This window comes from Halolamina rubra, assembly GCF_000739555.1.
GTDB classification, from domain to species: Archaea; Halobacteriota; Halobacteria; order Halobacteriales; family Haloferacaceae; genus Halolamina; species Halolamina rubra.
On the sequence record NZ_BBJN01000067.1, the window covers coordinates 1 to 10,483 of the forward strand.

General features: G+C 71.0%; 15 protein-coding genes. 8 read left to right on the plus strand and 7 right to left on the minus strand.

The features are described from left to right. From ACP95_RS15920 to ACP95_RS14915, 4 genes are all read left to right on the plus strand, one after another. Nucleotides 1-691 (plus strand): hypothetical protein (locus ACP95_RS15920; RefSeq protein ID WP_049981955.1); only part of this gene is annotated, 691 nt, incomplete at its 5' end. Continuing rightward, nucleotides 684-1,223, plus strand: coding sequence for a hypothetical protein (locus tag ACP95_RS14905; RefSeq protein WP_049981956.1), 540 nt, complete (start codon nt 684-686; stop codon nt 1,221-1,223). The genes ACP95_RS15920 and ACP95_RS14905, both read left to right, overlap by 8 nt. A gap of 34 nt (nt 1,224-1,257) precedes the next feature. After that, nucleotides 1,258-1,581: a transcription factor S gene (locus tag ACP95_RS14910; protein WP_049981957.1), complete on the plus strand. Its 324-nt coding sequence runs from the start codon at nt 1,258-1,260 to the stop codon at nt 1,579-1,581. A gap of 41 nt (nt 1,582-1,622) precedes the next feature. Next, complete coding sequence (locus tag ACP95_RS14915) at nt 1,623-2,048, plus strand: hypothetical protein (protein ID WP_049981958.1); 426 nt, start codon at nt 1,623-1,625, stop codon at nt 2,046-2,048. 1 nt (nt 2,049) lies between these two features. On the opposite strand, the gene ACP95_RS14920 is transcribed toward ACP95_RS14915, so the two are convergent. Next, on the minus strand, nt 2,050-2,718 hold the full coding sequence (locus ACP95_RS14920) for an alpha/beta hydrolase (RefSeq protein ID WP_049981959.1): 669 nt from the start codon (nt 2,716-2,718) through the stop codon (nt 2,050-2,052). A 95-nt stretch (nt 2,719-2,813) separates the two neighbouring features. Here ACP95_RS14920 and ACP95_RS14925 point away from each other — a divergent pair, with 95 nt between their 5' ends. Next, nucleotides 2,814-3,617 (plus strand): PspA/IM30 family protein, encoded by an 804-nt coding sequence (locus tag ACP95_RS14925; RefSeq protein WP_049981960.1) that lies wholly within the window; start codon nt 2,814-2,816, stop codon nt 3,615-3,617. A gap of 49 nt (nt 3,618-3,666) precedes the next feature. Next, nucleotides 3,667-4,713, plus strand: a complete 1,047-nt coding sequence (locus tag ACP95_RS14930; RefSeq protein ID WP_049981961.1) for a hypothetical protein — start codon at nt 3,667-3,669, stop codon at nt 4,711-4,713. Between the two features lie 27 nt (nt 4,714-4,740). On the opposite strand, the gene ACP95_RS14935 is transcribed toward ACP95_RS14930, so the two are convergent. The 6 genes from ACP95_RS14935 to ACP95_RS14955 form a co-directional block, all read right to left on the minus strand. Next, nucleotides 4,741-5,781: a dipeptide epimerase gene (locus ACP95_RS14935; protein ID WP_049981962.1), complete on the minus strand. Its 1,041-nt coding sequence runs from the start codon at nt 5,779-5,781 to the stop codon at nt 4,741-4,743. Continuing rightward, the gene (locus tag ACP95_RS14940; protein WP_049981963.1) at nt 5,778-6,815 is read right to left on the minus strand and encodes a DUF1611 domain-containing protein; all 1,038 of its coding nucleotides are present in this window, start codon (nt 6,813-6,815) and stop codon (nt 5,778-5,780) included. The genes ACP95_RS14935 and ACP95_RS14940 overlap by 4 nt, the downstream gene beginning before the upstream one ends. A gap of 48 nt (nt 6,816-6,863) precedes the next feature. Next, nucleotides 6,864-7,766, minus strand: a complete 903-nt coding sequence (locus ACP95_RS14945) for a Vms1/Ankzf1 family peptidyl-tRNA hydrolase (RefSeq protein ID WP_049981964.1) — start codon at nt 7,764-7,766, stop codon at nt 6,864-6,866. A gap of 56 nt (nt 7,767-7,822) precedes the next feature. Continuing rightward, complete coding sequence (locus tag ACP95_RS16500) at nt 7,823-7,948, minus strand: hypothetical protein (protein ID WP_272913178.1); 126 nt, start codon at nt 7,946-7,948, stop codon at nt 7,823-7,825. An 82-nt stretch (nt 7,949-8,030) separates the two neighbouring features. Further along, complete coding sequence (locus tag ACP95_RS14950) at nt 8,031-8,372, minus strand: DUF5802 family protein (RefSeq protein ID WP_049981965.1); 342 nt, start codon at nt 8,370-8,372, stop codon at nt 8,031-8,033. Between the two features lie 182 nt (nt 8,373-8,554). Beyond that, on the minus strand, nt 8,555-9,124 hold the full coding sequence (locus ACP95_RS14955) for a peptidylprolyl isomerase (protein WP_049981966.1): 570 nt from the start codon (nt 9,122-9,124) through the stop codon (nt 8,555-8,557). A gap of 108 nt (nt 9,125-9,232) precedes the next feature. Here ACP95_RS14955 and ACP95_RS14960 point away from each other — a divergent pair, with 108 nt between their 5' ends. Both ACP95_RS14960 and ACP95_RS14965 read left to right on the plus strand, forming a co-directional pair. Continuing rightward, nucleotides 9,233-9,427 carry a XapX domain-containing protein gene (locus ACP95_RS14960; RefSeq protein ID WP_049981967.1) on the plus strand — a complete coding sequence of 65 codons (195 nt, stop codon included), beginning with the start codon at nt 9,233-9,235 and terminating at the stop codon, nt 9,425-9,427. 56 nt (nt 9,428-9,483) lie between these two features. Continuing rightward, nucleotides 9,484-10,483 (plus strand): 5'-deoxyadenosine deaminase (locus ACP95_RS14965; protein WP_049981968.1); only part of this gene is annotated, 1,000 nt, incomplete at its 3' end.

The window sequence follows — 10,483 nt, forward strand, 5'->3', positions numbered from 1 at the left end:
GACCCACCGGGTTCTCACCGACGCCGAGGACGCGACGGACGTGCCGCCGCTGGAGCAGCAGCTCGGGGAGCTGACCGACCGCGTCGACGAGCTCGATGCCGACACCGACGAGCGGATCGAGGACGTGCGGGACCGCGTCGTCCAGGTGATGCAGGTCGCCCGGTCCCGCGCCGATGCCGAGCACGACCACCCCGAGATCGAGGACCGCATCGACGAGGTCGAACGCGCCGAGGCCGACGAGATCGCCGACCTCCGGCGCGCGCTCGCGGCGCTCGACCGGAAAGTCGACGGCGGCTTCGACAACTACGAGGCGGTGCTGGACTCGCTGGCCGACCGCGCCGACGATGCCGAGCGGAAGCTCGACACGCTCGCGAGCGCGGTGGTCGACCTGCGGAAGCGCGTCACCGAGCTCGAGGCCGCCGACGCCCGCCGGGAAGCCGTCGAGGAGCTACAGGCCGACGCCAACCGCCGGAACGTCGGCACCGCCGACTGCGAGCACTGTAGTAAGCGCGTCCACATCGGCCTGCTGTCGGACCCGCGCTGCCCCCACTGCGGCGAGTCGTTCGTCGGCGTCGAGCCCGGCAGCCGGTTCCTCGGCTCCGCGACGCTGGTGACCGGCGACCAGCCGGCGCTGACCGGCGAGTCGTTCGACCCCGCGCCCGCCGAGGAGGTGTTCGCCGACGATGGCTGAGGACCGCGACGCGAACGGCGACGACGGCGTCGGGGAGCACGGCGGCCAGGAAGCCGACGACGAGGAGGTCCCGCTCTCGGCGCTCCGCGACCGGATCGAGGCCGAGCGCGAGGCGGCCGACGACCCCGGCCCGGACCCGTTCGCGTCGGTCGAGGAGGGCGAACCGGTCAGCGAGGCCGAGGCCGCGGAGCTGTTCGAGGAGGTCGACGTGGGCGACGTCGACGGCGAGGAAGTCTGGGACGCCGTCGTCGAGGGCGACGCCGACGTGACGGACCTGCTCGGCGAGGACGCCGGGGTCGAAGCCGGCGTCGAACCGGCGGTCGAGCCGACCGAGACGCCCGACGAGCACGTCGTCGACAAGCGGGAGTACTGCCAGCGCTGTGAGTTCTTCGCCGAGCCGCCGGCCGCGACCTGCACCAACGAGGGCACCGAGATCGTCGAACTCGTCGACGACGACCAGTTCCGGGTGCGCGGCTGCCCGAAGGTCGCCGACGACGACGAGTCGCTGTCGGGGTTCGCGGTCGAGGAGTGAACAGGCTTTCCCGCGCGGCCGCCCGAGTTCTGGTATGCAGTTCTGTGACGACTGCGGCTCGATGATGGTCGCGGAGGGCGACCGGATGGTCTGCACCGAGTGCGAGGCCAGCCAGCCCCGCGACGAGGCGGCCGAGGCGGCGTTTGTCTCGACGGAGGAGCAGACCGACGGCGACCTGATCGAGGCCGACGACGACGCCGAGTACGAGGGGAAACCCACCGCGTCGGACGTGACCTGCGAGGCCTGCGGCCACGGCGAGGCGTGGTACGAGATCCGCCAGACCGCCTCCGCGGACGAGCCGCCGACGCGCTTCCTGCGCTGCAAGGAGTGCGACAACACCTGGCGGGAGTACAACTAGGCGGCGGCACGCTTTTCTCCCGCGCCGTCGACGCCCGCCGCATGGCCCTCCCCGATCGCTTCGAACCGTGGCACGCCCTCCTCGTCGCCGCGTTCCTCGTCGGCGCCGCCGGCTCGCTGCTCGGCAGTGGCGCCGCGGGGATCGCAGCAGTCGACGTCCTCACGGCCGTCCTCACCGGCCTGCTCTGGGCGTTCGCGGTGTACGTGTTCGTCGGCACGTTCCGGAACTACGTGGTGAGCTACGCCGAAACCGACGGCTCGCTGTGGGATCCGCGCTTCCTCGCCCCGTTCGTCGTCGGTGGGATCGCGACCGCCGCGGTGCTGTTGTGGCGACTGTTCGATCCCGAGATCACCGGGCCGGCGATCACGGACGCTCTCACCGTCGGGTTCTGGGCGTTCGTGATCGCGATGGCCGTCGTGCTGACCGCGAGCTACGTCGTCGCGGGCTACCGCGAGGCGACGCGGTAGCTCACTCCCCGAGCGCGTCGAGCAGGAACGCGCCGACGGCGTCGCCGGCCTCCGCGATCCGCCCGACGAACAGGTGGCCCGCCGACAGTCCGGTCGTCGGCCAGCCCAGCGCCTCGGCGCGTTCGACGACCGGCTCCCAGTCGGCGATGTCGTCGCGCTCGGCGTACACCACCGTCGCGGGGGCGTCGACGCGTTCCATCGCGGGCAGCGCGTCGAGGTCGTCGTTCAGCCGCGCCGGCGGCGCGAGCGCGGCGACGGCGTCGATATCGGGCGTCGCGGCCGCGGCGCCGTCGACGGCGGTCCCGCCCGCGGCGAGCAGCGTGAGACAGCCGCCGAAGCTGAACCCCGTGAGCCCGACCGCGTCGTAGCGCTCGCTCGCCCACTCGATCGCGGCGTACGTGTCGCCGAGTTCGCCGTACCCCTCGTCCCACTCGCCGTAGTCGAAGCGCAGGCAGTCGACGCCGCGCTCGGTCAGGCGGTCGCTGATCGCGACGAGTCGGTTGTCGCCGCGGTGGCCGCGGTGCTGGGGGTGGGGCGGGCAGGCGACGACGCAGGCGTCGGTCGAGTTGCCTTCGTCGGCGCCCGGCGCTCCGTCGCCGGCCGCAGCCGTGTCGAGGCTCCCCCGCACGTCCCGGGCGCAAGGGACGACGACCGGTTCGCTGTCGCTCATGCTTACTGGTCGGGAGCCTCCCCAAAGCGCCTTCCGCTCCGGGTTACTCGTGGCTCGCGGGAGGTTTTAAGGCGCTGACGGCCCCATACCCGGCTATGGGAATCCTCTCGCGTGCCTCCTACATCGTGCGGTCGAAGCTGAACTCGGTGCTCAACCGCGCCGAGGACCCCAACGAGACCCTGGACTACTCCTACGAGCAGATGCGCGATCAGCTCCAGGAGGTCAAGCAGGGTATCGCGGACCTCACGACCCAGAAGAAGCGCCTGGAGATCCAGAAGCGCCGGCTGGAGGAGAACGTCGAGAAGCACAACGAGCAGGCCCGCGAGGCGGTCCGGCAGGACCGCGACGACCTCGCCCGCGAGGCGCTGGAGAAGAAGAAGTCGAAGATGAACGAGATCGAGGACCTGGAAGCCCAGATCGCCGACCTCCAGCAGTCCCAGGACCGCCTCGTCGAGAAGAAGGACGAGCTCCAGAGCCAGATCGAGGAGTTCCGCACGCGCAAGGAGACGCTGAAGGCGCGCCACGACGCCGCCGAGGCCGAGACCCGCGTCTCCGAGGCGATGACCGGCGCCGGCGACGAGATGGCCGACGTGACCCGGGCGATCGAGCGCTCCGAGGAGCGCACCGAGGAGATGGAGGCCCGCGCGGAGGCGATGGACGAGCTCGAGGAGACGGGCGCGTTCGAGAACGCCCTCTCCGACGAGGACCGCATCGACCGGGAGCTCGAACAGGGGCGGACCGACGACGAGGTCGAGTCCGAACTCGCGACCCTGAAGAGCGAACTCGACGAGGGCGTCGAGGCCAACGGCGCCGACGAGGCGGAGGAGTCGACGACCGCCGACGCCGAGACCGACGCCGACATCGAGAGCGAACTGGAGGAGCTTCGGGACGAGGAGTGAACCCCCGTTTCCGCGTGGCGGACCCGACCGCCCCCGGAGGTGAGCCGCCGTGAGCGACGGCGACGCCGACGACTCGCGGGGGCAGACCAGCGACACGATCCGCGAGCGGGCGGGCGTGAGCACGACGAAGCTCTGGCTGCTGATGAGTGCCGACCGGCGGCTGGTCGCGCTCGGCATCGTCGCCTTCCTCTTCTTCGGCGTCGTCGTCGGCGGCGTCGCCCACCCGAAGCCCGCCCACGTGCTCATCACCGCGAGCGACTCGGTCGACACGCTCGCGCAGGCGCTCGTCGGCTCGACGGTCACCGGCGTCACGCTCGTGCTCACCCTCTCACAGCTCGTGCTCTCACAGGAGCAGGGCGCCGTCGGCGACCAGCGCGAGCGGATGGAGGAGGCGACCGCGTTCCGCTCGGACGTGAGCGAGCTGATCGACGAGCCGGTGAGCCCGACCGAGCCCTCGGCGTTCCTCCGGGCGCTCGTCCGGTCGACCGAGCGCCGCGCGGACGAGCTCGAGGCGGCGTTGACCGAGCTCGACCCGGAGCTCGCCGACCGAATCCGGGAGTTCGTCGACGGGATTCGGGAGAACAGCGAGACCGTCCGCGAGGGGCTCGACGACGCGCGGTTCGGCGAGTTCGACGTGATCCGCTCGGCGCTCGACTTCAACTACTCCTGGAAGCTGTACACCGCCCGGCGGCTCCGGGCCGAACACGAGGACGCGCTGAGCGAGGCGGCGATCGAGCGGTTCGAGGCGCTCTCGGCGGTGCTCGAGCTGTTCGGCCCCGCCCGCGAGCACTTCAAGACGCTGTACTTCCAGTGGGAGCTGATCGACCTCTCGCGGTCGATCCTCTGGGTGTCGCTCCCCTCGCTGCTGGCGTCGACGTGGGCGCTGCTGTTCTTCGACATCGACGCCCCCGCGACGTACGTGGCGGGGCTCCCCGTCTCGCTGCTGCAGATCGCGGCCGTGGTCGCGGTCGCGCTGCTCCCGTTCGCGGTGCTGCTCTCGTACATCCTCCGCATCGTCACCGTCACCAAGCGCACGCTGTCGATCGGCCCGTTCATCCTCCGGGAGACCGACCGGGACGCGGAGTTCGAGGAGTGAGGGCGGGCCGACCGCGTCGGCGACCGACTACTCCGTTCGCACGCCGGTGCCGGGCAGCCCCAGTTCCGCCAGCCGCATCTCGCCGTCCGTGAGGTCGACGCCGTCGTAGGGGTCCGACTCGAGCAGTAGCGAGCCGTCGAGGTCGGCGTAGTCGAGCAGCGGCCCCAGGTGGACGCCGGCGGCGATGCTGGCGTTGCTCTCGATCATGCAGCCGAGCATCACCTCCAGCCCCTCGGCGCGGGCCGCGTGGACCATCCGTTTCGCCTCGAGCAGGCCGCCACACTTCATCAGCTTCAGGTTCGCGATGTCGCACCTGTCGGCGATCTCGGGGATGTCCGCGAGCGTAACGCAGGACTCGTCGGCGGCGATGGGGAGCTCGCTGCGCTCGTAGGCGAACTTCAGCCCCTCGGGGTCCTCGGCGGGCACGGGCTGTTCGATGAACTCCACGCCGTGCTCGGCGAGCCAGCGGGAGTTATCGACGGTCTCCCGTGGCGTCCACGCCTCGTTGGCGTCGACGCGCAGCGTCGCCTCGGGCGCCTCCTCCCGGATCGCGCCGATGATCTCCCGATCGCGGTCGGTGCCGAGCTTCACCTTCAGCGTCGAGTAGCCCGCGTCGACGGCGTCGGCGGTCTTCTCGCGGATCTTCTCGGTCGTGTCGAGCCCGATCGTGAACGAGCTCGTCGGCGTCTCGTCGGGGTCGAGCCCCCACATCCGGTACAGCGGGAGGCCCGTGCGCTTGGCGGCGAGATCGTGCAGCGCGATCGAGACCGCACACCGCGCCGCGGGGTTGCGCGCGACGGTGTGGCGCATCCGCTCCTCGATCGTCGTCAGCGCGTGGGGGTCGCCGACCTCCTCGACCACGTCGAGCAGGTCGGGGAGCACCGCCTCGACCGTGTCGGCGGTCTCGCCGTAGTGCGCCGAGGGTGCGGCGCCGCCGATCCCCGTCATCCCGCCCTCGTCGGTGATCTTCACGATCACGTTGTCGGCGGTCTCCTGGGTGCCTCGCGAGATCGTGAACGCGTTCGCCAGCGGCAGCGAGACGCGCTCGAACTCGGTGTCGAGGCTCATCGCTCCCCCACGATCTCGTCGACGATCTCCGCGGCGTCGAACCGGACCGGATCGGTCGCGACGCCGCCGAGTTCGTCGGCGAAGGCGTCGACGGCCTCACGGGCTGCGTCGTCGCCGTCGACGTCCTTGGTGTTGAGCGCGCCCGCCACGACCTCCGTCTCGTGGACCGGCGCCGCGAGCGACTCGTACAGGTCGACGTACTCGGGGATCGGCGGGAGCTCGGTGTCCTCGTAGCCGTGGACGACCTCGCGGCCGGCCTCGTGGCAGAGCACCAGCTTGTCCGCCATCGAGCCGTGGAGGATGCCGCAGGTGACCGCGGAGTAGGCGGGGTGGACGATGCTCCCCTGGCCCTCGACGAACAGCACGTCGTGCTCGTCGCCCTTCTCGAGCAGCATCTCCTCCACCGAGCCGGCCGTGAAGTCAGAGATCACGCGGTCCACGGGGTTGCCCCAGCCGGCGATCATGATCCCGGTCTGCCCGGTGGGGATGAAGCCGGCGTCGATCCCCGCTTCCTCGGCGGCGTCGACGAGCTCGCAGGTCGCGGTCATCTTCCCGACCGAGCAGTCGGTGCCGACCGTGAGCACGACCTCGGCGTCGATCTCGTCGGACTTCCCCTCCGCGACGCCGATCCCCGGATGGGGCTCGCGCACGTCGTGGAGCTCGGCGCCGTGTTCGGCCGCGAGGCGGGCGAACTCCTCGTCCTCGTTCAGGAAGTAGTGGAGGCCGGCGACCACGTCGACGCCGGCCTCGAGGGCGGCGGTCACGTCCGGGCGCCAGGACTCGTCGAAGCCGCCGCCGATCGGGGCGATGCCGATCAGGAGCGCGTCCACCTCGTCGTCGATCGCCGAGAAGGAGTCGACGATGGGGGCGTCCGGCACGGTGTCGGTGTGGTCGTGGACCCGGCTGCCGGCGGTGTCGCGGTCGATCACGGCGACGGTCTCGTCGTCGCTGTAGCGCATCACGCCGAGCGCGGTTTTCGCGCGGTCGGGGAACTTCTCGTGGGCGAGGATCGCGAGTCGTCGCTGGTCGGGCATGGTGTGGGGATAGAGGAGGGAGGGTATAAATCGGTGGCCCGCGGTAACTCACAGTCCTCGAACGTTGACACGCCAGAAGTCCGAGAACGCGTGTTCGAGCGCCGGCTCGGGCTCGCCGGTGGCGTCGACGCGGGCGGTGGCGTCCGCGAGATCGCGCAGTTCGCCGAGCACGCTCTTCTCGCCGACGATCACCACGCGGTCGGCGTCGGCCGCGTGCTCCTCGACGGTCTCGGCGGCCTCCTCCAGGTGCTCGGCGATCTGGTTGTCCCGGCGGCGCTCGAAGCGGTCCTGCGAGAACCCGCCCTTGGAGTGCTCGTTCATCACGTGGCTCTCGAACCCCGCGAACTCGACGCGCTCGCCGTCCTCGTACACGCCGAGGGCGAACGTGTCCGAGCGCACGAGCGCGAAGCAGAGCCGGCCGGTCGGCCGGACCCACGACGGCTCGACGCGGAACCCGTCGTCCCACTCGACGAACGGCTCGGGCTCGATCGGGAGCGACAGCGCGGCGGCGACGAGGCCGGCGTCGTCGGCGCAGACCAGACACGGCGCGGCGTCGGCGACCAGCGAGGAGCGGTCGCCGAGGCTCTCCCGGACCGGCTCCGGAACCTCCCCGTCGTCGGCGACGAACGCGGTCAGCGCGCCCTCCCGGCCGGCGTCGACGCTGCGGAGGCGGTCGGCGACGGCCTCGATCCGGCCGCCGCGGGCGGTCTCCTCGTGGCGGTAGTTCAGCTCCGTCTCGGCGTCGCCCTCGGCGCGGTCGAGTCGGTCCTCGAGCTCGGTGACGCGGTCCTCGAGCCGGTTGACCTCGCGTTCGGCCTCCTGACGGGCGCTGACGGCGTCGGCGCGGCTCTCCTTCGCTGATTCGGCCTGTGCCTGGAGGCTCTCACGCTCCGCTTCCAGTTCCGCGATTCGCTCCTTCAGGCGGCGCCGGCCCAGCAGGCGGTCGAGCATACCGAACCCGCGGGCGGGGAGGGGTTTGTAGCTTCGGGGCTCGTCGTGAGGTCGGTTCAGTCGTCGAGATGGAGATGCTGCAACGTCTCGCGGATGTGGTACCGTACTTCCCGGCTCTCGGCCGCATCGAGCGCTTCCAACAGCTGTTCTTCGACCCCCTCGTCGCGTTGACCCGTCGCCATAGCCGGCAGTTGGGGTATAGGGGTAAAGTAACGCGGTGCCTACGGGCGTGTTAGGCGGTGCCTGAACCCCGCGCCGTCGTGGCTACGCGGCGTCCGGGGGCTGCCAGCCGCCGTACTTGAGCAGTTGGCCGGCGCGCTCGGGGCGGGCCAGCAGCACCTCCCGGCGCGCCGGCAGGTCGTCGTCGGCCAGCGACTCGGGCACCGTCAGCGTGCCCGTCGGGACGCCTTCCGCACCCTGTACCGGGAAGTGCGTGCCGTCGAGCTTCATCACGAGCGGGGAGTCGAGCCGCTCGATCCCCTCGCTGTCGCCGTAGAGCTGCCGGTTGACCGCCTCGTGGTCCTCGACGTTCAGGGCGGCCTCGTCCGCCCCTGGCTGGACGTACAACACCCCCAGGTAGTAGCCGCTGGAGAACTGCTCGAACATGCTGTGCGTGTCAACCTCTGCCACGGACGGGGATAAGCCTTGCCGGCAACGCTTATGTGGACTGCAAACACCGCACTCGCGTCGCTAGCGCGGGTGGAAACCGCAGAAGGGGCCGCAGGTGGCCGGTATACGGTCGCGGCGTCGGGCGCCACGGCCGCGACAGGTCGCGAGCCGCGACTGGCTTACTCGTCGACGTCGACGGACTCGAGCTTCGCCTCGACCTGGGGCTGGTCGTTGCGGTCGGTCGGGACCGAGCCGAGCTCCTCGACCACGTCCATCCCGTCGATCACGCGGCCGAAGACGGCGTGCTTGCCGTCGAGGTGGGGCTGGGCGTCCAGCGTGATGAAGAACTGCGAGCCGTTGGTGTTCGGGCCGGAGTTGGCCATCGAGAGGACCCCCGCGCCGTCGTGGGTCAGCTCGTCGTGGAACTCGTCGTCGAACTGGTAGCCCGGGCCGCCGCGGCCGGTCTCGGTCGGGTCGCCACCCTGGATCATGAAGCCGGAGATGATGCGGTGGAACGCGACGTCGTCGTACAGCGGGTCGACGCGCTTCTCGCCGTCGTCCTCCCAGGCCTCGCCCTCGGGGCCGACCTCGGCGTCGTCGTAGTCCTCGGCGTGGGTCGAGAGGCTGATGAAGTTCTGCACCGTCGTCGGCGCACGCTGCTCGAACAGTTCGACGACGATGTCGCCGTGGGTGGTGTGGATCGTCGCGACCGGGTTCTCGGGGTTCTCCATCTCGTCCTCGTAGCTCATAGGGACGAATCGGGCGGGGCGACGGTTAACGTTGCTGACTCCGGCCCCGCGGCGCCGTCGGCGCCGATAGCCGCCTTTACCTTCCCCGACCGCGTGGCTCCGGGAACCATGAACGTCGCCGCCGTCATCGCGGCTCTCGCGGTCGGCATCGTCACCGGCGCGCTGTTCACGTTCCTCCGGCTGCCGATCCCGGCGCCGCCGGCGCTCCCGGGCGTCGTCGCCATCGTGGGGATCTACGTCGGCTACTACGTGATGGCCCACCTCGGCTGGGGGTTCGACCTGCTCGAGGCGCTGGGGGTCTGAGCGTCGCCGGCCCGCATAGCCACGCTCTTAATCCTCCACCCCCTCCCACGGAGGGGATGCTGCTCACCGGAACCGTCGTCGTCGACGCCGAAACGATCGTCGAGGACGGCGCCGTCGTCGTCGCCGACGACACGATCGAGGCCGTCGGGGCCGCCGCCGACCTCCGTGATCGGTTCCCGGCCCACGAGCGCCGGGAGTTCGACATCGTCGCCCCCGGGCTCGTCGGCGCCCACGTCCACTCCGTCCAGTCGCTGGGCCGGGGCGTCGCCGACGACGCGGAACTGCTCGACTGGCTGTTCGACTACGTCCTCCCGATGGAGGCCGCCCTCGACGCCGAGGGGATGCGCCTCGCGGCCGACCTCGGCTACCTGGAGTGTCTGGCCTCCGGCACGACGACCGTGATCGACCACCTCTCGGTCCACCACGCCGCCGAGGCGTTCGAGGCCGCCCGCGAGCGCGGGATCCGCGCCCGGATGGGGAAGGTGCTGATGGACAAGGACTCCCCCGAGGGGCTGGAGGAGCCCACCGAGACGGCGCTCCGGGACAGCGAGGCGCTGATCCGGCAGTACCACGGGGTCGAGGACGGCCGGATCCAGTACGCCGTCACGCCGCGCTTCGCCGTCTCCTGTACGGAGGACTGCCTCCGCGGCGCCCGCGAGCTCGCGGACCGCTACGACGGCGTCAGGATCCACACCCACGCCAGCGAGAACGCCGACGAGATCGCGACCGTCGAGGCCGAAACCGGGATGCGCAACGTCCACTGGCTCGACGAGGTCGGCCTCACCGGCGAGGACGTGGTGCTCGCCCACTGCGTCCACACCGACGAGAGCGAGCGCGAGCTGCTCGCGGACACGGACACCCACGTCACCCACTGCCCGTCTTCGAACATGAAGCTCGCCTCCGGCGTCGCGCCCGTCGAGGAGTACCGGCGCCGCGGGATCACCGTCGCGCTGGGCAACGACGGCCCGCCCTGCAACAACACGCTGGACGCGTTCACCGAGATGCGACAGGCCAGCCTGCTGGGGAAAGTCAGCGAGACCGACCCGACCGCGGTCG

Excerpts from the sequence above, each read along its gene's own strand:
- ACP95_RS14905 (WP_049981956.1), top strand. The coding sequence starts at position 684 with ATGGCTGAGGACCGCGACGCGAACGGCGACGACGGCGTCGGGGAGCAC.
- ACP95_RS14910 (WP_049981957.1), top strand. The coding sequence starts at position 1,258 with ATGCAGTTCTGTGACGACTGCGGCTCGATGATGGTCGCGGAGGGCGAC.
- ACP95_RS14915 (WP_049981958.1), top strand. The coding sequence starts at position 1,623 with ATGGCCCTCCCCGATCGCTTCGAACCGTGGCACGCCCTCCTCGTCGCC.
- ACP95_RS14920 (WP_049981959.1), bottom strand. The coding sequence starts at position 2,718 with ATGAGCGACAGCGAACCGGTCGTCGTCCCTTGCGCCCGGGACGTGCGG.
- ACP95_RS14925 (WP_049981960.1), top strand. The coding sequence starts at position 2,814 with ATGGGAATCCTCTCGCGTGCCTCCTACATCGTGCGGTCGAAGCTGAAC.
- ACP95_RS14935 (WP_049981962.1), bottom strand. The coding sequence starts at position 5,781 with ATGAGCCTCGACACCGAGTTCGAGCGCGTCTCGCTGCCGCTGGCGAAC.
- ACP95_RS14940 (WP_049981963.1), bottom strand. The coding sequence starts at position 6,815 with ATGCCCGACCAGCGACGACTCGCGATCCTCGCCCACGAGAAGTTCCCC.
- ACP95_RS14945 (WP_049981964.1), bottom strand. The coding sequence starts at position 7,766 with ATGCTCGACCGCCTGCTGGGCCGGCGCCGCCTGAAGGAGCGAATCGCG.
- ACP95_RS16500 (WP_272913178.1), bottom strand. The coding sequence starts at position 7,948 with ATGGCGACGGGTCAACGCGACGAGGGGGTCGAAGAACAGCTGTTGGAA.
- ACP95_RS14950 (WP_049981965.1), bottom strand. The coding sequence starts at position 8,372 with ATGTTCGAGCAGTTCTCCAGCGGCTACTACCTGGGGGTGTTGTACGTC.
- ACP95_RS14955 (WP_049981966.1), bottom strand. The coding sequence starts at position 9,124 with ATGAGCTACGAGGACGAGATGGAGAACCCCGAGAACCCGGTCGCGACG.
- ACP95_RS14960 (WP_049981967.1), top strand. The coding sequence starts at position 9,233 with ATGAACGTCGCCGCCGTCATCGCGGCTCTCGCGGTCGGCATCGTCACC.